The organism is Subdoligranulum sp. DSM 23681 (assembly GCF_057005535.1).
This window is the reverse complement of sequence record NZ_CM168050.1, coordinates 3,027,373-3,051,917: the sequence shown is the minus strand read 5'-3', so window position 1 is coordinate 3,051,917 and position 24,545 is coordinate 3,027,373. Positions and strand designations below refer to the sequence as shown.

At 52.9% G+C, this 24,545-nt stretch carries 22 protein-coding genes, 1 tRNA gene and 1 other annotated feature; of the genes, 10 read left to right on the top strand and 13 right to left on the bottom strand.

All coding sequences use genetic code 11. The features are described 5' to 3' along the window. Window positions 1-18 precede the first annotated feature (18 nt). From recN to AC127K_RS14105, 7 genes are all read left to right on the top strand, one after another. A complete protein-coding gene (gene recN, locus AC127K_RS14135) occupies window positions 19-1,686 on the top strand; it encodes a DNA repair protein RecN (protein WP_483721044.1) in 1,668 nt (555 codons plus the stop codon). A 46-nt stretch (window positions 1,687-1,732) separates the two neighbouring features. Next, window positions 1,733-1,997, top strand: a binding site (T-box leader). A gap of 70 nt (window positions 1,998-2,067) precedes the next feature. Continuing rightward, window positions 2,068-3,288: a tyrosine--tRNA ligase gene (gene tyrS, locus AC127K_RS14130; RefSeq protein ID WP_294539881.1), complete on the top strand. Its 1,221-nt coding sequence runs from the start codon at window positions 2,068-2,070 to the stop codon at window positions 3,286-3,288. A gap of 96 nt (window positions 3,289-3,384) precedes the next feature. Continuing rightward, a complete protein-coding gene (locus AC127K_RS14125; RefSeq protein WP_294539883.1) occupies window positions 3,385-3,765 on the top strand; it encodes a DUF5655 domain-containing protein in 381 nt (126 codons plus the stop codon). 95 nt (window positions 3,766-3,860) lie between these two features. Further along, window positions 3,861-5,261, top strand: coding sequence for a DNA repair protein RadA (gene radA / locus AC127K_RS14120; RefSeq protein ID WP_483721043.1), 1,401 nt, complete (start codon window positions 3,861-3,863; stop codon window positions 5,259-5,261). A gap of 41 nt (window positions 5,262-5,302) precedes the next feature. Further along, window positions 5,303-6,211 carry an enhanced serine sensitivity protein SseB gene (locus AC127K_RS14115; RefSeq protein ID WP_483721042.1) on the top strand — a complete coding sequence of 303 codons (909 nt, stop codon included), beginning with the start codon at window positions 5,303-5,305 and terminating at the stop codon, window positions 6,209-6,211. Between the two features lies 1 nt (window position 6,212). Further along, on the top strand, window positions 6,213-7,139 hold the full coding sequence (locus AC127K_RS14110; protein WP_483721041.1) for a DUF7916 family protein: 927 nt from the start codon (window positions 6,213-6,215) through the stop codon (window positions 7,137-7,139). A gap of 288 nt (window positions 7,140-7,427) precedes the next feature. Further along, the gene (locus tag AC127K_RS14105) at window positions 7,428-8,486 is read left to right on the top strand and encodes a tyrosine recombinase XerC (protein ID WP_483721040.1); all 1,059 of its coding nucleotides are present in this window, start codon (window positions 7,428-7,430) and stop codon (window positions 8,484-8,486) included. Here AC127K_RS14105 and AC127K_RS14100 read toward each other — a convergent pair. The 6 genes from AC127K_RS14100 to AC127K_RS14075 form a co-directional block, all read right to left on the bottom strand. After that, window positions 8,454-9,140 (bottom strand): hypothetical protein, encoded by a 687-nt coding sequence (locus AC127K_RS14100; RefSeq protein ID WP_294539889.1) that lies wholly within the window; start codon window positions 9,138-9,140, stop codon window positions 8,454-8,456. The genes AC127K_RS14105 and AC127K_RS14100 overlap by 33 nt on opposite strands. Beyond that, a complete protein-coding gene (locus tag AC127K_RS14095; RefSeq protein WP_483721039.1) occupies window positions 9,140-9,607 on the bottom strand; it encodes a TIGR04086 family membrane protein in 468 nt (155 codons plus the stop codon). The genes AC127K_RS14100 and AC127K_RS14095 overlap by 1 nt, the downstream gene beginning before the upstream one ends. Before the next feature lie 70 nt (window positions 9,608-9,677). Then, window positions 9,678-10,025, bottom strand: a complete 348-nt coding sequence (gene yajC / locus AC127K_RS14090; protein ID WP_483721038.1) for a preprotein translocase subunit YajC — start codon at window positions 10,023-10,025, stop codon at window positions 9,678-9,680. An 81-nt stretch (window positions 10,026-10,106) separates the two neighbouring features. Continuing rightward, window positions 10,107-11,240 carry a tRNA guanosine(34) transglycosylase Tgt gene (tgt, locus tag AC127K_RS14085; RefSeq protein WP_294539892.1) on the bottom strand — a complete coding sequence of 378 codons (1,134 nt, stop codon included), beginning with the start codon at window positions 11,238-11,240 and terminating at the stop codon, window positions 10,107-10,109. A gap of 205 nt (window positions 11,241-11,445) precedes the next feature. After that, window positions 11,446-11,982, bottom strand: a complete 537-nt coding sequence (locus tag AC127K_RS14080; protein WP_204647878.1) for an NADH peroxidase — start codon at window positions 11,980-11,982, stop codon at window positions 11,446-11,448. Between the two features lie 120 nt (window positions 11,983-12,102). Further along, window positions 12,103-12,642 (bottom strand): Gx transporter family protein, encoded by a 540-nt coding sequence (locus tag AC127K_RS14075; RefSeq protein ID WP_483721037.1) that lies wholly within the window; start codon window positions 12,640-12,642, stop codon window positions 12,103-12,105. A gap of 269 nt (window positions 12,643-12,911) precedes the next feature. Between AC127K_RS14075 and AC127K_RS14070 the strand changes: the two genes are divergently transcribed. The 3 genes from AC127K_RS14070 (at window position 12,912) to AC127K_RS14060 (ending at window position 16,244) form a co-directional block, all read left to right on the top strand. Beyond that, window positions 12,912-13,478, top strand: coding sequence for a DUF4358 domain-containing protein (locus AC127K_RS14070; RefSeq protein WP_294539894.1), 567 nt, complete (start codon window positions 12,912-12,914; stop codon window positions 13,476-13,478). A gap of 151 nt (window positions 13,479-13,629) precedes the next feature. Further along, window positions 13,630-15,030, top strand: coding sequence for an MBOAT family O-acyltransferase (locus tag AC127K_RS14065; RefSeq protein ID WP_483721036.1), 1,401 nt, complete (start codon window positions 13,630-13,632; stop codon window positions 15,028-15,030). 17 nt (window positions 15,031-15,047) lie between these two features. Continuing rightward, the gene (locus AC127K_RS14060; RefSeq protein WP_294539896.1) at window positions 15,048-16,244 is read left to right on the top strand and encodes a DHHW family protein; all 1,197 of its coding nucleotides are present in this window, start codon (window positions 15,048-15,050) and stop codon (window positions 16,242-16,244) included. Window positions 16,245-16,247: 3 nt separating this feature from the next. On the opposite strand, the gene AC127K_RS14055 is transcribed toward AC127K_RS14060, so the two are convergent. The 7 genes from AC127K_RS14055 to AC127K_RS14025 form a co-directional block, all read right to left on the bottom strand. Beyond that, on the bottom strand, window positions 16,248-17,225 hold the full coding sequence (locus AC127K_RS14055; RefSeq protein WP_483721035.1) for a hypothetical protein: 978 nt from the start codon (window positions 17,223-17,225) through the stop codon (window positions 16,248-16,250). Continuing rightward, entirely contained in the window at window positions 17,192-18,199 is a 1,008-nt protein-coding gene (locus AC127K_RS14050; RefSeq protein WP_483721034.1) for a hypothetical protein, read from the bottom strand. Before AC127K_RS14050 ends, AC127K_RS14055 begins: the two co-directional genes overlap by 34 nt. Beyond that, window positions 18,196-19,641 carry a spore germination protein gene (locus AC127K_RS14045; protein WP_294539899.1) on the bottom strand — a complete coding sequence of 482 codons (1,446 nt, stop codon included), beginning with the start codon at window positions 19,639-19,641 and terminating at the stop codon, window positions 18,196-18,198. Before AC127K_RS14045 ends, AC127K_RS14050 begins: the two co-directional genes overlap by 4 nt. Window positions 19,642-19,754: 113 nt before the next feature. Next, window positions 19,755-20,228 carry a transcriptional regulator NrdR gene (nrdR, locus tag AC127K_RS14040; RefSeq protein ID WP_483721033.1) on the bottom strand — a complete coding sequence of 158 codons (474 nt, stop codon included), beginning with the start codon at window positions 20,226-20,228 and terminating at the stop codon, window positions 19,755-19,757. 80 nt (window positions 20,229-20,308) lie between these two features. After that, complete coding sequence (gene secF, locus AC127K_RS14035) at window positions 20,309-22,633, bottom strand: protein translocase subunit SecF (protein ID WP_483721032.1); 2,325 nt, start codon at window positions 22,631-22,633, stop codon at window positions 20,309-20,311. 63 nt (window positions 22,634-22,696) lie between these two features. After that, window positions 22,697-23,977 carry an aspartate aminotransferase type Ic gene (locus AC127K_RS14030; RefSeq protein WP_483721031.1) on the bottom strand — a complete coding sequence of 427 codons (1,281 nt, stop codon included), beginning with the start codon at window positions 23,975-23,977 and terminating at the stop codon, window positions 22,697-22,699. Window positions 23,978-24,236: 259 nt separating this feature from the next. After that, a tRNA-Leu gene (locus AC127K_RS14025) sits at window positions 24,237-24,323 on the bottom strand. Between the last annotated feature and the right edge of the window lie 222 nt (window positions 24,324-24,545).

Genomic DNA, 24,545 nt, shown 5'->3' with positions numbered 1-24,545 from the left:
AAAGGGGAGTGTCCACATATGCTGGCACAACTGAAAATCGAAAATGTGGCGGTCATTGAAAAAGCCGAAGTTCGCTTTACTCCCGGCCTCAATGTGCTGACAGGCGAGACTGGCGCCGGCAAATCCATCCTGATCGATTCCATTAACGCCATCCTGGGCAATCGTACTTCCCGGGAACTGGTGCGCAGCGGTGCTCAGAAAGCGGCCATCTGGGCAACCTTTGAACAGATTCCGGCTTCGGTCCATAAACAGCTGGAAAAGTTCGGATACGAGGATGCGGACGATTTGCTTTTGTATCGTGAGATCAGTGCCGATGGCAAAGGCTCCTGCCGGGTCAACGGCATGCCGGCTACCGCCGCAGTGGTGCGCGATATTTCTGCGGGGCTTTTAAGCATCCATGGGCAGCATGACAGCCAGAGCCTGACCAACCCGGCCACTCATCTGGGATTGCTGGATCTGTATGCCCACAATCGGGACCTGTTTGAGTCTTACTATACCCTGTACCGCAAACTGGTAGAAGTCAAGCGTCAGCTGGATTCCCTGCAGGCCGGGGAGGCCAGCAAGCAGCAGCGCATGGAACAGCTCAGCGCAGAAATTGAGGAGATCCGTGCCGCCAGCCTTTCCGTGGGAGAAGAGAAGTCTTTGGAGGAGCGCCGCACCATCATCACTCACTCTCAAAGCATTCTGGAAGGCCTGAGTGGTGCCCATGCGGCGCTCTCCGGAGATGATTCCGATGAGAGCGTGGGCGCGGCCGATCTTTTGGGGGAGGCCGTGGGAGGCCTGCAGCAAAGCGCCCGTCTGGATGAAAGTCTGGCACCTTTGGCGGAGCGACTCAGTGAGTTGTATTATGGTGCTCGGGAGCTTGCTACCGACCTGGCAGACAAGCTGGATGCCTATGACTTTGATGCCGGGGAGCTGGACCAGATCGAAAGCCGTCTGGATACCATCTACCGGCTGAAAAAACGCTACGGTCTGGAAGTGGAAGACCTGCTGGCACGGTGCGAGGCCGACGAGCAGGAGCTGGAGACCATCCAGACCTCCGACGAAAAAATTGCAGAGTATAAGGCTCAGACCCAAACTTTATATCGTCGGGCCAGGGAAGCCGCGGAAGCCCTGACCCAAAGCCGCCTGAAAGGGTTCACGGCCATGAATCTCCAGATGAAGCAGGCTTTGGAATTTTTGAATATGCCCGGTATCCGTTTTGCCCTACGCCATGCCAAGGGTCCGCTTTCTTCCCATGGGCAGGATCAGGTGGAATTTCTGATCTCCACCAACCCGGGGGAGGAGCCCAAACCCATGGCCAAGATTGCCTCGGGCGGCGAACTTTCCCGCATTATGCTTGCCTTTAAGAGTGCACTGGCGGACCGGGATGCACTGCCCACTGTCATCTACGATGAAATTGACACCGGTGTTTCCGGGCTGGCAGCGGGACGTATCGGTCAGCTTCTTCATCAGACCGCGGCCGGACATCAGGTATTGTGTATCACCCATACACCACAAGTTGCCGCTTTTGCGGATAACCAGCTGCTGATTCAGAAAAACGTGCGGGATGGCCGTACGTTTACCGAAATTCATACGCTGGATATGGATGGCCGAGTCCGTGTGCTGGCCAATATGATTTCCGGGGATAAGGTTTCGGAGCTGAGTCTGGCCAGTGCGCGGGAGCTGATTGAGCGCTCTCATTGAACACAGACTTGACTTTTGCTCCCGCTTGTGGTAGGGTAAATCTTGTTCAAATGTGTTGATGGGAACCAGTACCCGCCATGTACTGTGCCAGAGAAGCTTCGGTTGGTGCAAGAAGCTGACAGGACCGGCGGGGAATACATCCCGGAGCAGCAGGCTGAACCCACCACCAGTGGCAGTAGGCTGTGCCGTGTGCGCACGTTACAGCGTTTGGGGTGTCGTTCAGTCACACTTTGCTGTTCCGCACCCGCGAAGGCCCGCAGCCGTGAGGAGCGGGTGAACAGAGGTGGTACCGCGTATTTATCGCCCTCTGCCAAATTCACATTTGGCAGGGGCGTTTTTTATTTTGCGCTCTTGCCGCACAAAACAGGAGGTTTTTGATTCATGACCATCTATGAGGAACTGAAAGCCCGTGGCCTGATTGCGCAGGTCACGGATGAGGACGAGATCCGCGACCTCATCAACAACGGCAAGGCCACCTTCTACATCGGCTTTGACTGCACTGCCGACAGTTTGACTGCCGGCCACTTCATGGCCCTGACCCTAATGAAGCGCCTGCAGATGGCGGGCAACAAGCCCATTGCCCTGATCGGCGGCGGTACCACCATGATCGGAGACCCCTCCGGCCGTACCGACATGCGGAAGATGCTGACCATGGAAGACATTGCCCACAACGCTGACTGCTTCAAGCGGCAGATGGAGCGCTTTATCGAGTTCGGCGAAGGCAAGGCCCTGATGTTGAACAACGCAGAGTGGCTGCTGAACCTGAATTACGTGGAACTGCTGCGTGAAGTGGGCGCCTGCTTCAGCGTGAACAACATGCTCCGTGCCGAATGCTACAAGCAGCGCATGGAAAAGGGTCTGTCCTTCCTGGAATTCAATTACATGATCATGCAGAGTTACGACTTCTATCATCTGTTCCAGCACTACGGCTGCAACATGCAGTTCGGCGGCGATGATCAGTGGTCCAACATGCTGGGAGGCACCGAGCTCATCCGCCGCAAGCTGGGCAAGGATGCCTACGCCATGACCATTACGCTGCTGACCGACTCCCAGGGCAAGAAGATGGGTAAGACCGCCGGCAATGCCGTCTGGCTTGACCCGAACAAAACCAGCCCCTTCGAGTTCTACCAGTACTGGCGCAACGTGGGCGATGCCGACGTTCTCAAGTGCATCCGTATGCTTACCTTCCTGCCTTTGGAGCAGATCGACGAGATGGACCACTGGCAGGGCGAGCAGCTGAACAAGGCCAAGGAGATTCTGGCCTTTGAGCTGACCAAGATGGTGCATGGTGAAGAAGAGGCCACGAAGGCGCAGGAGACTGCCCGTGGTCTGTTCAGCGGTGCTGCAGACCAGGAGCACATGCCTTCCACCGTTCTGGACGCTGCCCTTGTCAAGGATGGAAAAGTGGGCCTGCTGGCTGCCATGGTGGCCGCCGGACTGTGCTCTTCCAACCGGGAGGCCCGTCAGCTGGTCCAGCAGGGAGGTGTCCTGCTGGATGGCGAGAAGGTCACTGACCCTGCCACAGCGCTGACAGCCGAGTCCCTGAAAAGCGGTGTTGTGATTAAGAAGGGTAAAAAAGTATACCATAAAGTGATGCTGTGACCAACCTGCGACGTACAGTCTATGCATGAGACCAAAGCCGTTCCGTAAATTTGCGGAACGGCTTTTTATCTAAAACAAGAAAAGGAGACGGTCACCGTGCCAAATGCCGACACTTTGTTCTTCTTCGATCAAAATCCTGCAGCTTTATCTCTGTTTGAAGCTTTTGAGAGCCGCTTGTTGCAGTCTGTAGGTCCATTCACTGTGCGGGTCCAAAAGACACAGATCACTTATTCCAACCGCCACGTGTTCGCCTGCATTTCGTTTCTCAAAGTCCGCAAGGCCAGTCAGCGCCCACCTGTCTATATTGTTGTGACCTTTGGGCTGGCTCATAAGTTGGATTCGTCCCGCATTGAGGCTGCTGTTGAAGCCTATCCGGGACGCTGGACACATCACCTTATGATTACCCGACCGGAAGACATTGATGAAGAGCTGATGTCCTGGATAAAGGAAGCGTATCATTTTGCTGCGCAGAAATAGCAGAGCCCGCTTTATGGTACCGCACATCCCGTGCCCCTTGCTCCCTTTCTCATTTTGGGCTATAATAAACGGGATATAATAGGGGAGGGCAAAGCATGCCGAAAGACAAACTGAAAACCATTTATGTCTGCACCCAATGCGGAGAAACCAGTCCGCGATGGTTAGGACGCTGCCCTTCCTGCGGGGCCTGGAATACCATGACCGAGGATGTGGTGGCCGAGCCGGCCAAAACCGCTTCCGGAAAAACCGCCGCAGTGCGCACACCCGGTCAGACGAGCCTGACGCCTCTTAAACTGAGCGGCGTCAGCACCACCGAGGAAAAAAGCCGCATCATCACCGGCATCGGTGAACTGGACCGGGTGCTCGGCGGCGGTATTGTCATCGGCAGTGTAACCCTCATTGGCGGCGAACCAGGGATCGGCAAATCCACCATTCTCCTGCAGCTCTGCGGAGAGGTATCCCGTACCCGTTCTGTACTGTATGTGACCGGCGAAGAATCGGTCCGTCAGATCAAACTGCGCGCGGTGCGGCTGAATGTTCCTCAGGACAATATTTCTCTGGTTGCAGAAAGCGATGTGGATGAAATCTGTGGGCTGATCGAACAGATGAAACCAGACCTGGTCGTTATCGACTCCATTCAGACCATGAGATGCACCGACATCGCTTCGTCCTCCGGCACTGTTTCTCAGGTGAAGGAGAGCACCGCCCGGTTTCTGAACGTAGCCAAGACGTATGAGATTCCCACCTTTATTGTGGGCCATGTGAACAAGGACGGTGCGATTGCCGGCCCCAAGGTCATGGAACATATTGTGGACACCGTCCTGTATTTTGAGGGGGACAAAACTCTGCCATACCGCGTTCTGCGTGCCGTCAAGAACCGCTACGGTTCCACCAACGAGATCGGCATGTTTGACATGACCGGCCGTGGACTGGAACAAATTGAAAACCCGTCTCAGGTCATGCTGGAAGGGCGTCCGTTGGGAATCAGTGGCACCTGCGTTGCCTGTGTCATGGAAGGGACCCGCCCTGTATTGGGCGAACTGCAGGCTCTTGTAACCAAGACATCTTTTCCCAGTCCTCGGCGTACCGCCAGTGGTTTTGACTACAATCGCATGTATCTTTTGCTGGCTGTGCTGGAAAAGCGCACCGGCCATTTCTTCGGGAATCAGGATGTATATCTCAATGTGGTAGGCGGCCTTCGGTTGGATGAAACAGCCTGTGATCTGCCGGCCTGTTTGGCGATGGTGTCTAGCTTGCTGGATTTGCCCATTGCGGAAAAGACCCTTGCCATCGGGGAAGTTGGCCTGGGTGGGGAAGTCCGCAGCGTGCCACATCTGGAAACTCGCTTGCGGGAAGCGCAGCGGGTTGGATTTGATACCGCCATCATTCCCAAACACAACATGAAAATGCTGGACCAGCGTGAATTCCCCGGGCTTCATCTGATTGGAGTTTCATACCTGCGAGAGGCCGTAAATGCCATCAAACTGAAAGACTGAAAATGACGGACCGTATTTATATAAATAAAAAGGAGACTAGCATGAAAAAAAGCAATCATCCCGCCGCGCCCAAGCAGCCCGCCGGACATATCCTGAACCCGGTGACCAAACAGCCGGTATCCAATCCTGAACTGAATGCTGCGGCCAAAAAGCTGCGTCAGGAAAACAATCCCCAGAATCTCAATGCCGTCATCAACCAGCTGACCCGGGCTATCTTTCTTGCTCCGGCCAAAGTGGAGATTAATGGAGATATTCCCAAACCTGACGCCAATGGCCGTGTTCAGCTGCCGAAGGATACCCGTGTTACGTTTTCTCTCCTGAAGGCAACGGATGGCCGCTCTTTCTTTCCTGCTTTTACCAACGAGGAAGAACTGCGCAAATGGCATCAGAATGGAGCCACCCAGGTCATGGCACTGCGCTTTGATGACTATGCCCGGATGCTGCAGCAGAACGATAATGTGGCCGGATTTGTTGTGGATCCTTTTGGGGATAATCTGCGGTTCGAGTCCAAGATGGTTGCCTCCATCAAGCAGCAGCATGACGCGGCTGTGGAACGCGTCAAAGCCGGTCTGCGTCCTGCACAGGTAAAGCCGGGAGACAAGATCACCATCGTCGAGCCTACTGTCTACCCGGATGCATTGCTGGATCCTTTGTGTGAACTGTTTGCACAGCAACCCGGCGTTGCGGCAGCCTATCTGCAGATGATGCTTGTCAACGATACAGACCGGTATTATCTGCTTGTTCTTGATGCCGGAAAGGATGACAAGCTTTTTGCCGCTATCGCCAATACGGCACGTCCCTTTATGTCTTCTCCCGAAAACATCGCCAAAAAGATCAATCTGAATATCACCACCTCCGAAACCCCGCTTGGCCAGCAGGGAATGCGTGACAGTGAGCCTTTCTATGTTCGCGGCAAGGGACGGATCAATCTGGACGAGGAGGACGACTGAGATGGCCAAACGTCTGCTGGACTGTACAGCCAGTGATCTGGTTTCTTTTGGAAAAAAAGAGCTGCTGGAATCCATGGCCGGATGTGAAGGACGTGTTATGGTCAGCGAGACAATCGGGATCACGCAGCCGTTGCTGAATGACGTAACCAACGCCGAATACGCTGCCGCTTTGGGAGCCGATGTGCTGTTGCTGAACATGTTTGATGTTCAAAAACCAGTGATCCAGGCGCTGCCAAAAGTTTTGCCGGAAAACACCATTCGAGAATTGAAACGCCTGACAGGCCGCGTCATCGGCATCAATTTGGAGCCGGTAGATCCGCGGTTGGCCGCTTCCAACGACGGAACACTATGGCAAATGTCAGACGGACGGCTTGCTACAGCTGAAAACGCCGTCAGAGCCGCTGACATGGGTGTGGATATGATTTTGTTGACCGGCAATCCCGGCAATGGTGTTGCCAATGCAGCCATTGTGGATGCCCTGCGCAAAATAAAAGCCGCAGCAGGGGATAGAGTGATTCTGGCCGCAGGGAAAATGCATGGAGCAGGCATTCTTTCTCAAAGCGGCGCATCTGTCATGACCCAGGACGATGCCAAGGAATTTATTGATGCCGGAGCTGATATTGTGTTGGTTCCCGCTCCCGGCACCGTACCGGGAATCACCGTGGAAGCCGTCCATGATCTGGCCGGATATGTGCACAAAAGGGGTGCACTGTTGATGACAGCTATCGGAACCTCCCAGGAGGGAGCCGATCCCGGTACCATACGGCAGATTGCTCTTTGGTGCAAAATGGCCGGTGCCGACCTGCACCATATTGGTGACACCGGTGTACCCGGGATGGCATTGCCACAAAATATCCTGGCGTATTCCATCGCCATCCGTGGAGAACGCCATACGTATCACCGCATGGCTTTATCCATCAACCGATAAACTAAACAAAAAGTGCCCGGACCACCTTGGCTTTGATCGTCGTGGTCCGGGCACAACATGTTCATGTTTTTGGATGTGTTTTTGGTATCCTTGGTACAACTTACTTTTGACAGGCGGGGAAAAGTTGTGGTATAGTAAAAGCGCAACCTAGCATTTCGCTAAATGTAAGTTTAGCGAAATATAGGGGAGTGGTTTTTATCTTTTCCGCCTTTGCAGCTGCCGGTCTGTAAGTCATTTTCCTTGCATCCGGCTTTAACCATACCTATACGTAAGAGAGGTATTTTTCCCATGAGCACTTACATTGATGTCGCACATCCTGAACGCCATGCACCTTATCTGGATATCCCTGATACTGTGATCGAATATCTTCATTATCTCGACTTCGTCAAGCTGCGTTCACCGCGTACAGTCAACGGCTATTATCTCGATCTGCGAGGATTCTTTCGGTATATGATGGTCATATGGTCCCTGTACAGTCAGAAAACGCTGGAAACGGATCCCGCCAAGATTGATCTGACCCACATCACCATCGAACAAATCAGAAAAGTTCAGAAACGGGACATTCTGAACTATCTGGATTATACGCGCACCAATGAAAATGGTCCCAAGGCCCGTGCCCGCAAGCTTTCGGCTCTGCGCGGATTCTTTGGATATTTGTGTAATCAGGTGAATCTCATCCATGATGATCCTACTGCCAACATCAGTCTTGGTACGCCCAAAAAAGCTTTGCCCAAGTATCTTTCTGCAGAAGAAAGCATCGAATTGTTAAATAATATACAAAGCGACTTTTATGAGCGAGACTTCTGCATCCTTACTTTGTTCCTCAACTGCGGTATGCGTCTGGCAGAATTGATCACCATCAATCTGAGCGATTTCAAGGATGGAACCATCCGGATCACCGGCAAAGGCGGTAAAGAGCGATTGGTATATCTGAACACTGCTTGCCAGGATGCTCTGGCTCACTATCTTCCAGCACGGGCAGCTTTACCCCATCTGACAGATTCCAACGCTCTTTTTGTATCCAAGCGAACCGGCAAACGCCTGACTGCACGCCGGGTACAGCAGATCGTGGAACGGTGCCTGCAAAGTGCCGGTTTGTCCGGCCGCGGATATTCTCCGCATAAGCTGCGGCATACCGCCGCCACACTCATGTATCAGGGCGGCGTTGACATGCTGGCATTGAAAGAAATCCTGGGGCACGAAAATGTCTCTACCACACAGATCTATACGCATATCAATCAGCAGCAGCTTAGGGATGCCGTCGCGGCTTCTCCCCTCTCCTCTCACAAATTCAAACCTCAGCAGGAAAATGTATCAGATAAGGACGCCGGCGAAGAGAACTCCTGATGCCGCACCCAGCATGCAGAATCCGGCACACAACGCAACTGCCGTAAAAAATCTGATCAGGAGTTTACGCAGCTGTGCTGTTAGCCGCAGCTGAGAACTTCCTGTCAGTCCGCGCAGTATTCCAGATGCGCATAGGTGCGCCTGCATTGCCAGCCACAGCATGACCAAAAAAACACTCAAATCCGGCAGACAGGTTAACAGCCAGTGGATTACCAGGGCCCTTGTGCCTCCTTGCATAAAAACGCTGGATGCACAGAGCCCCCACACCGCGCCACGGGCAGCAAAGTACAGGCAGAGAAATCCGCTCCCCAATGCACTGAATCCACAAGCCAGAACAAGAACAGCCTGCAAAAAGGCGCTGCCGAATTCATTCCAAAACAGCGGCGTGAAAAGAGAGAAATTTTTTGCCTCCATATAATACGCAGCCAGCAGTTTTCCAAAATTCGATTCTTCCGACCTGCCTTTCAGGATTCCTACCATGTATCCGGCAAAAAACAAAAGACCAAAGAGCGCAGTTATTTTCCAGGTGGAATTCCCATCCCGCGGTCGGGTATGATCCGCTTTTCCATGACCCGCAATCGGACGTCCTTTTTTCCAAATATCCGCAACGGGAATCTGGGATATCCCCGGTACGGTTGTTCTGGCGGTGCGCATCAGCGTGCCCTCTCCGTATGACTGCCGCCCTTACGCAAGGCCCCCGCCGCACTGCCGGCCACAGCCCCCAGCATCAATACCGCCATCAGCGAAAGATTTCTGCCATCTGCTGTCGGCATCCGCGCCGACAGCAGTCCGGCGCCGATTGCACAAAGACAATAGAACACACCACAAGCCAGACCGGAAAGCAACCGAAAACGCTCCACACCGTGACTGAGGACCAGCCCCGAAACAAAGCTGCCGCACGCGGCTGCCACACATGCCGCGGGACCAATCCAGCTCAGCGGAAGATTTGTGTTGGCAAACACCACAGACAATGCACAGAGCATCAGCGTCACCGTGCCGGCTCCGGCTAAAAAGCCGCGAATGACCGCCAGACACAACTTTCGCTGCGGGCTGCTGCCCCGCACAGTGGGACGAATTCGCCTGCGGCCGGGAGATCCTTTTTTGAGTTTGCTTTTATACATAGAAAAACGCCTCCTTGCACTAAACGGTATGCAAAGAGGCGTTCGCTTATGTGATCTTGTTTAGGTCGGATTACTTCTTGGCCGCATCCTTTTTGGTTTCGTCCTTGGCCGTACCCATATCCAGCTTCTCCACAGAAGAGATCGCGGAACGGCGGAACCGAATCTTAACACGGTCGCTGGTGGTCTCCAGAACAAAGGTGTCATCCTTAATGGCTGCCACACGGCCCACAACACCGCCGATAGTGGTCACTTCGTCACCGATTTCAATGGAGTTGCGCATGGCAGCATCCTTCTTGTCCTGACGCTTCTGGGGAACGTAAATGATCAGATACATGAACCCAATCACCAGAACCATGGGCAGGACCATGGTCAGAAGAATATTGCCGGTGCCGGCAGTCTGCTCCAAAAACTGAATCATATGCAATGGCTCCTTATACTGCTGAATTATTAAGACATAAGAAGATTATACCGAATTTAACACGGTTACGCAAGTGTTTTATCAAATTCTTGTATCGAGAAGTTTGACATATTTATCATGGAACTGCTGGAAGGTACCGGCATCCAGTTCTTCCCGGATGCGTTCCATCAGATGATTGTAGAAATACAGATTGTGCATCACGGCCAGACGCATTCCCAGCATCTCGTCCGCCTTCTGCAGATGACGAATATACGCGCGGCTGAAGTTGCGGCATACAGGGCAGTCACATTCCGGATCAATCGGGCTTTCGTCCCGCTCATATTTCAGATTCTTGATATTGATAATACCGTTCCAGGTGAACAGATGCCCGTGACGTGCATTACGGCTGGGCATGACACAGTCAAACAGGTCCACCCCACGATATACGGCCTCAATGATATTGCCCGGTGTTCCGACCCCCATCAGATAACGAATTTTATCCTTTGGAGCATAGGGTTCCACCGCAGAAATCACATCATACATGACCTCTGCCGGTTCACCCACTGCCAGACCTCCGATGGCATAACCGTCCAGGTCATACTCGGCAATCTGCTTCATGTGTTCCACTCGAAGGTCCTTGTATGTACATCCCTGGTTGATGCCAAACAGAAGCTGGTCCGGATTCACAGCTTTGCCTTCATGCTTCAGGCGTGCCATTTCCTTTTTGCAGCGCAGAAGCCACCGGGCCGTACGAGCGCAGCTGGCCGCCGCATAGTCATGTTCCGCGGGATTTTCCACACACTCGTCAAAGGCCATGGCGATGGTGGAACCCAGATTGGCCTGAATCTGCATGCTCTCCTCCGGCCCCATAAAAATCTTGTGGCCGTCCAGATGCGAATTGAAAGTTACGCCTTCCTCCGTGATGTGGCGCAGTTTCGCCAGACTGAAAACCTGAAATCCGCCGCTGTCCGTCAGAATAGGTCCGTCCCACCGGGTAAAGCGATGCAATCCCCCCATATCGGCAACCAACTGGTCACCCGGACGGAGATGCAGATGATACGTATTACACAGCATGACCTGCGCACGAATCTCCTTGAGGTCAAATGCAGACAGCCCGCCTTTGATGGCGCCTGCCGTGGCAACGTTCATGAATGCGGGGGTCTGGACGGTGCCGTGTACGGTCTTGAACTCACCGCGACGGGCCGCCCCTTCCTGACGGATCAGACGATATGGCATAGTTTTCTCCTTTATCTGCACCCGGAGAACAGCCGGGCGAAAAAACTGGCGGTGCCGAAACTTTTCCGACATCGCCGATAACATATTTATTATATCGTTGCCTTCACAGCTTTGTCAACCATAGATAGCGCATCATGCAAAAGCCCCGGAAGAGCGTATAACTCTCCCGGGGCTTCTATGTGATTATATCAGGATCTGCGCCGGATTACTTGAAGTAACGATCCAGCAGGCCCTGCATGCCGCGGCCGTGACGGGCCTCGTCCTTGGCCATTTCATGAACGGTATCATGGATGGCATCCAGGTTCAGCTCCTTGGCCTTCTTGGCCAGGTCCATCTTGCCGGCGCAGGCACCGCACTCAGCGTCAACACGCATCTGCAGGTTCTTCTGGGTGCTGTCGGTCAGCACTTCGCCCAGCAGTTCGGCAAACTTGGAAGCGTGCTCAGCCTCTTCGAAAGCATAACGCTTCCAGGCTTCGGCGATCTCGGGATAGCCTTCACGGTCAGCCACGCGGCTCATAGCCAGGTACATGCCGACTTCGCTGCACTCGCCATTGAAGTTTTCGCGCAGGCCCTGGATGATCTCTTCCGGAGCGTCCTTGGCGATACCGACAACATGCTCGGTAACGTAGGTGTTATCCTTCTTCTCGATGAACTTGGAAGCGGGAGCCTTGCAGACCGGGCAGAATTCCGGGATGGAGCCTTCCGCGATATAGCCGCACACAGTGCAAACATACTTAGCCATGTTTATTACCTCCGAATCATTGCTCGAATCATTTTTAAGACACAGTCTTGTGTCTTGCCTATATGATAGCATACAAAAAAATCAATGTCAATAGATACTCGTAAATTTTAAGACAAAATCTTAAAATATTATTTTATCTATACCTTTCCCTTCCTTGGGGTACAAACGCTTGAGTGCGGGAAACACTCCGCGTGCCACCCACCAGGTCAAACTTCCAACCGCCAACCCGACTGCCAGCAAAATTGGCGCATACCCCAACGCCATTGCGCTGCCGAGCACCGTCGCCGCCCCCAGCAATTGCCCTATATTATGTGCCAAGGCCCCGCAAACAGAAAAAATATATCCCGTCACCGGTGTGGGCAGGCTGAGCAGCAGGCACATAATAGCCCAGGAAAGCATTCCTCCGCACAGAGATAAAAGGCCCGCCGTTGCTCCCCTTACAAACAGAGAAAATCCTGCTTTCAGCAGCACCAGTGCCAGCGCCTGCCGTCGCTTCATAAATACCAGTGCATACATGACCACAATATTGGCCAAGCCCAGTTTCATGGCTGGCATTAACCCAAGAAGCGGCGTAATCACAGATTCAAAAAACGAAAGTGCCATGGCCAGGGCAAAGAGCATGCCCAGCCGCGCGATGGTCTTGACTTTTTGGCTTTGCATCGTAACAATCCTTATCTTCAATTCAAGGTTAGTGTACGGCGAAAGGGGGGCATTTGTCAACCCTGTTTGTAAGCCGTGCGATACAGCAAAATTTTACAAAGAGCAACGTTGTTTGTTCTTTTGCGCCCCTTGAAAAAAAACCGTGGATGGTGTATCCTATTAACGTATAACCGCGCCAAAGCGATATACTGTGCATGCGGGAATAAAACCGCGCTATCATGTGCCATACTACCCTTATAAATAGGGAGCATCACAAAAGGAGAACTACCATGAAAAAACTGATTGCTGTTCTGTGTGCCGCTGTGCTGATGACCAGTCTGCTGGCTGCCTGCACCGGCTCTTCTTCCAGCACCGCAGATACCACTTCTTCCTCTTCCGAGGCTGCAACGACCGAAACCGATTCTGCGGCACAGGAAAGCGGCGAAACTGCGGAAGCTGACACCGCCAAACTGGATTCCATCGTTTCCACCATTGAGGCTGTCAATGCGGTCCCCAATGCCCGCGCATTGGATGATTTTTCTCTGGAAAACGAGATTGGCCTGACGATGGACAATATTCTTGGCTTCAAGGGTGACGTTACCAATGATCAGGCTGACTGTGCTTTGGTTCTGGCCGTCCAGGCAAAGAGCGGCTGTGCCGATGCGGTTAAGGCCGAACTGGAAGCCTACAAGGAATCTGCCAGCAGCAACCTGTACGCAGAATTTGCTGACAAGGTAGCCAAGGCCCAGGACGCCCGTATTGTCGTGAACGGTGATTTTGTTGTCATTGTGATCGCCGCAATCAATGGTCCGGATTATGCCGACATCGACGCTGCCATTGACAGCGCGCTTGCCTGATCCGGGTGATCTGAAGCAATGAAAACGGCAGGCCGCTGTTCCGTGCATGCCCGCTGTCTCTGCTCACGGCAGACAGCCTGTATGCATCCGGGGCTATGGCCTGCCGTACTTTTTTGGTTTTGGTTAAGGAAGAAGGAAGGAGGAAGCCCTCTTGTCATTCAACAGTGTGGTGTTCCTGTTTTGTTTTATGCCGTTGGCCCTGGGTCTGTATTACCTGGTGCCCGGACGCGCCAAAAATGCCGTCCTGCTTTTGGAAAGTATTCTCTTTTATTGCTGGACCGGCATTACCTGGTTACCTCTGATTGCAGTCCTTATCATTGTCAACTACATAGCCGGTCTTTTGATGCAGAATGCCAGCAAAGCGTCTGTACGTCGTGCCGTGCTGCTGCTTGCGGTGGTAATCAGTGCAGCCTCCATGGTATTTTTCAAGTACACCAATTTTTTGATTGACACGATCAACCAGATTTCCGGTGCCGGCCTGTCTTCTCTGACGTTTCTGGATGTGCTTCCCCTGGGAATCAGCTATTACTCCTTCAAGCTCATCAGCTATGTGGCGGATGTTTACACCCGTCAGGTCGAAGCCGAGCGAAACCCAATCACCTTTGCCACTTATGTGATCCTGTATCCGCAGCTGATTGTTGGTCCTATTGTTCGTTACCGTGATATGGCGCCGGCCTTACATAAGGTAAAAGGACGCTGCACAATCCGACAGGCAGAGGCCGGGGCTGTGATGTTCGTGTTCGGTCTGGCCAAAAAAGTGATTTTAGCCGATTCCATCGCCGCACTGTGGCAGGATATCATCTCTACCTCCGACGGCATCGGCCTTGCCAATGCCTCTACCCCTCTGGTCTGGCTGGGGATCCTTGCCTACTCATTGCAGCTGTATTTTGACTTTGCCGGTTTCTCTGAGATGAGCAACGGTCTGAGCCTGATGATGGGATTTGAGTGCCCTGCCAACTTCAATCTGCCCTATATTTCCGCCAGCATTACCGAGTTCTGGCGCCGCTGGCACATTACCCTTTCCCAGTTTTTCCGGGATTATATTTACATTCCTCTGGGCGGGAATCGCCGCGGTCCCGGCCGTCAGATTCTGAACATGCTGGTTGTCTGGGCCTTGACCGGTCTTTGGCATGGCGCCAACTGGAACTTCATCTGCTGGGGTCTGTACTATTTCGTGCTCCTGGTCATTGAGAAGAACTTCCTGCTCAAATATCTCAAAAAAGGCCGCATCTGGCCACACATTTATACCCTGTTCTTTGTGGTACTTGGTTGGGGTATCTTTACAGCCAATGCCGCCGGCGCGCCGCTGGGTCTGCTTTTGAACAGGCTGTTTGTCCCTCAGGGCGGCATTTCGGCACTGTATTACCTTCGTAATTATGGCGTGCTGCTGGTGGTGTGCTGCTTGTGTTCCACACCGTTGCCTTCTTGGATTTGGGACAAGACCAAAAAGGTCCTGCCTCTTCGTCTTTTGATTTTTGCCGCTGTCGCCATTCTGTGCACCGCTTATGTGGTCGCCGCCACTGGCTCGACGGCCCTCTACGCTGATTTCTAAAGGAGGTGTGACCTGCTATGGCCCGCTATATTCATCGAAAAGCCGGACGTGAAACAGGTGCACGCCCCGGCGCTGTTCTGGCATTGTTTCTTTTCTTGCTTGTCGGTTTTTCAGTTCTGAACTTCTTCTGGCCAAAACGGGACATGTCTGATCTGGAAAATCGAAAGCTGGCACAGTTGCCGTCCTTCAGTATCAAAACCCTGCTGAATGGAGATTTTCTTCAGGATTTTTCCACCTACATGCAGGATCAGGTCGCCTTCCGCGATACATGGATTGATCTGGAAAGCGCCTTTAACAATCTTGCTTTCGGCAAAGTGGAAGAGAGCAACATCCTGTTGGGAAAAGACGGCTGGATGTTCACAAAGTTGTTTGACGTATCACCGGATACGCAGAAGCAGCTGAGCAAAAATCTGGATGCCGTAACCAATTTTGCTTCCCGCCATCCCGGTAAAGTTACGTTTCTTCTGGCCCCTTCGGCCAGCGTCATCTATCCAGAAAAGCTGCCTGTGGGTGCGCCCATGGTGGACGAAAATGCCATGCTGGATGATATTTTTTCCCAAGTATCCTCCAGCGCTGATGTGCTCGATCTGCGGGATGTGTTCACCCGGGAAAAGGATGAATACCTTTACTATAAAACCGATCACCACTGGACAACGCAAGGCGCCTATCTGGCATATCAGCAGTTCTGTCAGCTGAAGGGATTGACTCCTTTTGATACTGCCGCCCGTGAATCTGTCAGTATCCCGGATTTCTACGGGACCCACTATTCCGCAGCCCGTCGATGGGATGTACAGCCGGATGTGATCACCTATTATCCGCTGGACAATCCTATGACTATCTATGATATCACCGGCGAAACCCAATACAGTGCGCGAAAGACCGAAACCATGGTCAATACCGAAAAATTCCAGACCCGGGATAAGTACGCCGCCTTCCTGGACGGCAACAATGGTTACTCTGTTATTGAAGGCAACGGAGAAGGCAGTATCCTGGTGGTCAAGGACAGCTATGCCAACTGTTTTGTGCCATTTTTAACAGAAAACTACGCCAAAATCGGCGTGGTTGATCTTCGCAATTTCTCCTATGGTCTGGACTCCACCATCGAGTCTGAAGGATACGACCAGGTTCTGATTCTCTATAACTTTCAGACTTTCATTGCAGACAACCGCGTGGTATATCTGGATCGTCCCACCACCCTGACTTCTGCTGAATGAAAATCACGGTTCCAAATGGATCATCAGGCTGGGCTGCGGAACCGGTTTCTGGCTTCCGCTTTGCGCCGCGACCCATATGCCGGTCCGAAACGGATCAAATTGGTCAGTATACAGGTTCCTTGTAAAATCAGCAAAAACTTGCTGCAGTTCATTACAGAGCAGCTGCTGCAGCTGGACCGGTTCCCGGCCTTCCCCGCTTATATCCCTTATTTCCGGATCAATAAGGGTCAGGCGCAATTCATTTTGGCCTACTTGATCAGCACAATACTGAACATAAGTCTGCGTTTGCAGAGCAGCACTTTCCTGATCAAACAGGCATTCCAGTCTGTCGGACTGTTCGGACAGAACGGCTGCCAGCTGCGCTGCTATTGCTTCCTTGACCATTAAGGGTTCTTTATCTTTCTGCAGAAACGAAAAGCCATATTCCGTGCCCTGCCATACCGGCAGGGCACATTCATTTTTCTCGGAGAACACTGTCTGAAGGCCATTTTTCAGATCATAGCGCACTTGCGCCTTCTCCATTTCTTCATACAAATCACCGGCGTTCTTCACAAGTTGCTGTTCCGGCATCTCGTCCATCAGGAACAGGATCATCTGGGGGGCCGGCTTGGTTTTGTCATACAAAAGTCTGGCTGTGTCAACCACATTCTGCCAGTTATACTGGGTCGGGAAAGTCGCCAGATCCAGCAATCCATAAAATACCTGTCCTTCCAGACTGTTTTCGGCCTTTTCCAAAGCCTGTTCCGGGTTGTCTCCGTGGCCAGTTACCACCTTGTATGCCGGCTGCTGCCCTTCCGCATTTTGTGCACTGTCAGCCAACAGCAGAAAAACCGCGCTTCGGGCTCCCTGCTGCTGAAAAAACGCAGCACGCACGATTTCTCTCTGTGAAAGCAGCGGAGCCGCTGTGCAGCCGCTCAAAAGCAAGCCTCCCGCAAGCATACCTGCTGTCAGGCAGGCTCTGATTTTTTTGCCAAAAGCCACTGCAAGCCACCTCCTGCCACAATCAGCACGACATATAACACCAATAAAATATTGCGTATATCCATCAGCACTTCCAAATCGGCTGACCGCCAAAGTGCACAAAGAAAAAGCATGAGAGCGAAGTAGACCGGAAAGCGATCCAGGCCCACAGCATTGTTTTCGCTTTTACAGGCATAGCCTCCCATCAGATGCACACCCGCATATAAATACAATGCCAGTTTGATGGTCACCACCATCATCCAAAGAATCAGCTGCAGCCATTCCAGACGATTGAAGATAGAAAACGAACCGCTTTGTGCAGCGGTATGCAGCGGATTTTCCTGAAAAGGGACATCGGCGCCAAAAAACAGTTCCAGCAAGAGATGTACTCCCACCGAAAACGCCACTCCCCCTCCCGCCAAGCGCAGCAAAGTATTTCTGCCAAACCTTGCGGAATCCGGCCAAAGAGCCGCAAGCAGAAACTCCGGATACAAAATAATCTGTGCTCTCAACGTAATATTGGCCTGTTCCATAGATAACGGAACAAACTGTAAATTGGACAGACGAAGCTGGGAAGCAATAGATGCCACCATAAAGACGCTGGCGACCAACAGTACAGCCAGCACCACATTGGCTGTCTGTGCGATGGAAGATACCCTGCGAAGATAGATAACCGGTACAACAATCATCAGACAAATCCCGAACATACTCATTCCATCCGGGTAAATCGATTCAAATAGGCGCCACAGACGCAGTATTTCAATGGCAGAGCTCAATGCCAGCAAACCAAGCAGCGTCCATCGGATCAGTGGGTTTTCCCCCACTCTGCGCCATCCCCAGGCAAATGCCAGTGAGACTGCCGCCAACGCAGCAACACTGACCGGCAGGAGCAATATTCCGGGCCGTACCCAGTATCCTACCTGCGAAGACAACAATATATTGCCGAATAACCCCAGCAGCAATGCTGAAAACAGGTTGGGAGCCTCTCTTTTCATAATCTCCCCTCCCCTTTGGAACGGGCCAACGATGTCCAGATTGTGCGCACAAATCCATCCCGGACGGTAGCCTTGCACGGCGGCATCAGCGGATAGAGATAGTCATAGCCAAACGGATCGCTTCCGCAGGCCATGGCCAAAATCAGCAACGCGCTGCAGGCAAATCCGGGAACCCCAAAAATTCCCGTGAGCAGGATCACCGCAAAACGAAACAAAATACTTTGCTCATACAGAGACGGCACCGCCAATGTGGCCACCGTGGCAGCAGCCGCCATCGTCAGGACCGGAATGCTGACAATGCCTGCGCTGACCGCCGTTTCACCAATGATCAGCGCCCCCACCAGGCTGACTGTATGGGATATCGCTTTGGGCGCGCGCAGTCCGGCTTCCCTCACAATTTCCAGCAACAGCGTTACGGCCAGCATTTCCAGCATAGGAGATAAGGGCGTTTGTGCTTCTGCCTGTGCCAATGTGGCCAACAGCCTGACGGGAATGATCTCAGGCGCATAGGTAAGTGCCATTACATACAAGCCCGGGCCAAACACCGACAGCAAAAACGCAATATACTTCAGCAACCGGATCATGCCGGCAAAAACAGCACCGGAAGAATAGTCATCCAGAGATTCAAAATGTTCACTGAAAAAACTTGGAACAATCATGGCAAACGGGCTGCCGGAAACCAGAACCGCCACTTTTCCTTCGCAGATCCGGGCACAGGCGGTTGCAGGACGTTCGGTATATGCCGCGGCAGGAAACAAATTCAGTTTATCCTGTTTAATGAATGAGGCAAAATAAGAAGAATCCAGAAGAACCGGCAGTTCCACTTGCTCCAATCGGCGGCGCAGCGCCCGCACAGTGTCTGCCGGAGCGCGTTGTTTATCATAGCACAAACAATATTCCGTTTTTGCATGCGTGTGGGCAATATGAAGTTCCGCCACAAAGGTATCGGTTCTAAATTGCCGCCGCAGCAGAGATACATTATTGCGCAGAAGTTCTGTAAATGCTTCCTGAGGGCCGTGCATATTTCCCTCGCCCCCCGGATTCGATACCGACCGCTGCGGCATCTCCTGGGTGGAGAGGGCGACAGCACAGGGGCACCCATCAATCAGAAGCACCGCCAGTCCATTGGCCAACCGTTCCACCAACGCGGTTTTTGTGGTGACGGGTGTACTTTCAGTTGGAATTCGACTCTGTGTCAGAAGATATCGGCATAATTGGGCACCATGACGGAAAGTCTTTTTCTCCTGCTCCAAAATAGACAATGCCATGACCGTCAGTTTTTCCGGGGAGGATAGCCCGGTAAAAAGCGTGATGCAGCAAGATACGCATCCCATCTTCAGATCCTTGCTGTAATAATCCAGAGAGTTTCCAAAGCGGGTCTGCAGAAACGCTTTGTTGCTCTGCAGGTCCCAGGCCAGTTTATCTTCCCCTTGTTGCGGCATTATGATACTCCCCCTTCCTGTTTTCAGTCTGCCCATCGAAAGAGAAAATATCAGTCTACCACAAAAGGAAAAGGCCCACCTTCAACAGGTAGGCCTTTTCCTTTATTTATAACTCAGTTCCCGTTCATTTTGGAGCGATTGTCCAGCATGTCCTTCAGTTCTTCCATAAAAGTGTTCACATCACTGAACTGGCGATAAACCGAAGCAAACCGCACATATGCCACATCGTCCAGCTGCTTGAGCTGCTCCATGGCCAAATCACCGATATGAATGGAAGAAACTTCCCGGTCATAGGAGTTCAGCAGCATCTGTTCAATGCGGCTGACCGCAGCATCCAGTTGCTGGAAGCTCACCGGCCGTTTTTCGCAGGCACGCAGCATGCCATTGAGCAGTTTCTGGCGGTCGAAGACCTCCCGGGAGTGGTCTTTCTTGACCACCATCAGGGGTACCGTCTCCACGATCTCATAGGTCGTAAAGCGCTTTTTGCAGCTCAGGCATTCACGGCGGCGACGGATTTTTTCGCCGTCTTCGGTGGGGCGGGAATCGATCACCTTGGAATCTATCGCGCCGCAGTACGGACATTTCATGGCAATCCCTCCTGTCATTTTTGGGGAACACACCGCCCCCAACAGGGACAGCGTTAAAACGCAGCAACCAATCTACAGCCTCAGGAGTTCTTCTTGACCGCTTCAGGATTGGTCTTATTCTGCCAATCAAGCCACAGCTGGCTGGCAATGCAAACCGTGCTGTACACACCACTGATCATACCGAACAGCAGCGGCAGTGCGAAGGTGAAGATACTGTCCAGCTTGAAGACCACGGAAACCACGCAGACAATACCCAGCGCCACACAGGTGGTGATGGAAGTCATCAGCGAACGGCCGAAACTCTGGTTGATGGACAGGTTAACCAGCTCAGAACGCGGCATACGGCGCTTGCCGTACAGGGCAGTGTTTTCGCGGATACGGTCGTAGATAACGACGGTATCGTTGATAGAATAGCCCAGGATCGTCAGAATGGCGGCGATGAAGTTTCCGTTCAGGGGAATGCGCAGGATGGCAAACACACCGAAGACCACGAACATGTCATGCAGCAATGCCACAATAGCGGTAGCGCCGCCCTGCATACCGCCTACCTTGCGGAAGCGGTATGCCACATACAGAAGAATCAGCACACAGGCGGTGACCACGGCCACCAGGCTCTTGAACAGGAACTCCTTACCGATGGTGGGGTTCACGTTGCTGATTTCGTTTTCCTCAAAAGCATTGTCCGGGAACTGTTCGTTCAGGCTGGTGAGCAGGCTGTCCATTTCATCGGTGGTCAGATTCTCACTACCGGGCAAGGTCACCGTCAGGGTCTGGCGGCCAGTGATGTCGGTGCCGGTCTGCAGGTTCAGATTGCTCTGTTCCACGTTGGCACTGACAGCTTTCTCCACGGCATCCAGATCCAGGCTGTTTTCATACCCCAAAGTCAGCACGACGCCGCCTTTGAACTCCACGTCCATGGAAACGCCGAAAACCAGACTGTACACCAGAACAATCACGATGAGCGCAGAAGAGAAGATGTAATACTTCTTGCGGTTGCCCACAAAATTGATGTGGGGGACTTTGTACGGCGGGGTTTCGCCAGACTTGGCACCGCCGTACAGCCAGGGATTGCGCAGCGCCTTGATGGCAGACGCACCGCGCAGCATCACCCGGGTAGCGAACACGCCAAACACGAAGTTCAGCAGCACGCTGGTCAGCAAGGTAAAGCCGAAGGAGTAGATGGTGCCGGCGGTGGAAGGACCGAACCAACCAAACACCGGAGTAAAGACCTTGGCCCAGAAACCGTCGGTGGGGCCGAAGGCGCCCATCAGGATAGCGGCCACGATCACAATGGTCACGTTTCCGTCAATAATGGGGGTCAGACCCATCTTGAAGCCGTTGGTGAGGGCGCCATCCAGAGTCTTCTTCTTGCCCAGTTCCTCACGGATACGCTCGGCAGTAATGACGTTGGCGTCAACACCCATACCAATGCCCAGAATGATACCGGCAATACCGGGCAAAGTCAGGGTAGAACCGGAGAACACCGGGAAGTAGCCGGAAACCACTGCCAGAGTGGCAGCAACCTGTCCAAACAAAGACAGGGCCGCAATGGTACCGGGCAGGCGGTACCGGATGATCATGATCAATGCTACCGCAATAAAAGCGATGACGCCGGCCAGCACCATAACTTCCAGGCTGCGGGCACCCAGGGTCGGGCTGATCGTAGAATAACTCTCCGCAGACAGAGCAAACGGCAAAGCGCCGGAATTGATCTGGTTTGCCAGAGTGGCAGCCTCATCCGCAGTAAAGCTACCCTTGATAATAGCCTCGCCATTGGTGATGGCGGATTCCACCGATGCAGTGCTGATGTTTTCATCATCCAGCCAGATGCTGATGGTGCCATTGCTGGGAGCCAGTTCGGTGGTGGCATCGGCAAACTTTTCCGCACCGGAAGAGGTGAACTTCAGCTGAACGACATTTCCTTCGTTCTGCAGATACCCTGCCATAGCAGAATCCACATCGTCACCGGTCAGAATTTCCTCGCCGTCCGCGGTGCTTCCCTTACGGAAGACCATCTGGGCGGTGGTACCGATCTCATCAATGGCGCTCTGCGGATCAAAATCGCTCTCGTCGTTCTTCCAGGGGAAACGCACGATGATGCGGTCCTTATTGTTGTCCACATAGGCTTCGTAGTCGGTGATGCCCAGGCCAACCAGACGATCCTCAATAACCGTCTTGGCTGCTTCCATCTGGGTATCCGTAGCATCGATGTCATCCGCAGGCATGAATGTGACATCAACACCGCCACGGATATCAATGCCAAAACGAATGTCGCCAGCACCTTTCAGGTAGGTGGTCTTGGTGTCACCATACTGATAGCTGAAGCCCAAGAGCGCCGAAAGTGAAAACACAATGATCAGCGCCGCCATGGCAAAAAAGCGCCATGACTTCCCTCTTTTGTTCATTAGGTACCTCCAAAATTTGCCCGCTCGGGCAGGACTTCTATGCCGGACCGCAGGGTCCGAAGCTTACTCCTGTTCGGCCAGCAGCTTTTCCACAACTGCCAGACGCACGCAGACGGTAAGCAGCAAAGACGCTTTTTCAACCTCATCCAGGCTGGGATAGGTCGGCGCAATGCGCAGGTGGGAATCTTCCGGGTCGCGGCCATAAGGATAAGCAGCACCCGCACCGGTCAGCACCAGGCCGGCCTGCTTGCACAGCTCCGCCACACGCTTGGCGCAACCGGGCATCACATACAGGCTGATGAAGTAACCGCCCTTGGGGTTGGTCCAGTGGGCGATATCGCCGCAGGGGGTCAGCTCATGGGCCAAGGTGCACTTGACGGCATCAAAGCAGGGCACCAGACGACGGCGATGCTTCTGCATATGCGCCAGAACGCCCGCCTTGTTCTTCAGGAACCGGACATGGCGCAGCTGGTTCATCTTGTCATAGCTGATGATCATGACCTCGAAGCGCTTGCAGACATACTTCATGGAGTTCTCGCTGCAGGCCAGAGCAGACACGCCAGCGCCGGGGAAGGTGATCTTGCTGGTGGAAGTGAACATGAAGACGCGGTCCTCATTGCCGTACTGACGGCTCTCCTCCAGCAGGACCGGCGTCTCGATGATCTCATCGGTCAGGTGATGGACAATATAGGCCTCGTCCCAGAAGATCTTGAAGTCGGGAGCTGCCGTCTTCATGCTGGCGAAACGGCGCACAGTCTCATCACTGTAGGTGTAGCCGTCCGGGTTGGAATACTGCGGCACACACCAGATACCCTTGATGGAAGCGTCCTCAGCCACCAGATTTTCCACCATATCCATGTCGGGACCGGTGGGGGTCATGGGAATATTGATCATCTCAATACCGAATTCCTCGGTAATGCGGAAATGGCGGTCATAGCCGGGAACCGGGCACAGGAACTTCGGTTTTTCCACCGCAGACCAAGGGCACGGAGAGTCCTGGAAACCAAAGGTATAGCCGATGGCCACCAGATTGTACATCAGCTGCAGGCTGGAATTGCCGCCCACAAAGACATTTTCCGGCTTGACCCCCATAACTTCGCCAAACAGAACACGGGCTTCCTGCAGGCCTTCCAGGTTGCCGTAGTTGCGGGCATCAGTGCCGTCCTCGGTGGTGTAATCACTCATCTTGAGCAGATCCATGGCAAGGTCCATCTGGTGCGGGCCCGGTTTGCCGCGGGCCATATTCAGCTTGAGCCCCAGTGCCTTGAAATCGGCATAGGACTTTTCCAGTTTGGCCTTTTCAGCCAGGAGCATTTCTTTGGTCATCTTACGGTAATCAGACATGGATGCTTCCCCTCCTGCAGACTCGTTCTTGAGCACCCCGCGGGTGCTTCCTCTATTGACGGGATGTAGTACGGCACAGTGACCGAACATACAACACATAAGTATAAACGAAATTGACGCAAGATACAAGCATTTTTGTGATTTTTCAGCCTTTTTTCAATACAAAATGAAGTTCCTGCCCCACTTTTCCCCCTCCGGCAAATGATTTCCGATACGAATAAAGAAGAAAAAGCAGACCACAAAAGCGGTCTGCTTTTCCTGGTGCCGCCAACCGGGGTCGAACCGGTACGGAATCGCTTCCGAAGGATTTTAAGTCCTTTGTGTCTGCCAATTTCACCATGGCGGCCTATTCTTAACTTTGTAATTGTATCGCACCCGTGACAAAATGTCAATGCAGATCCTTGTCCTCTTCTTACCGCAGGGCATACCGTCCCTGAAACTTCTGTGCTATACTGGCAGCAGCGCAAGACGCCCAGATCATTCCAGCAACTCTGTTTTCCGGCTGTTCCCTCTTTATATGATGCCGGTATAACAATCATTCGCGGAGGCTTTTCGCAAACGTTGCGCA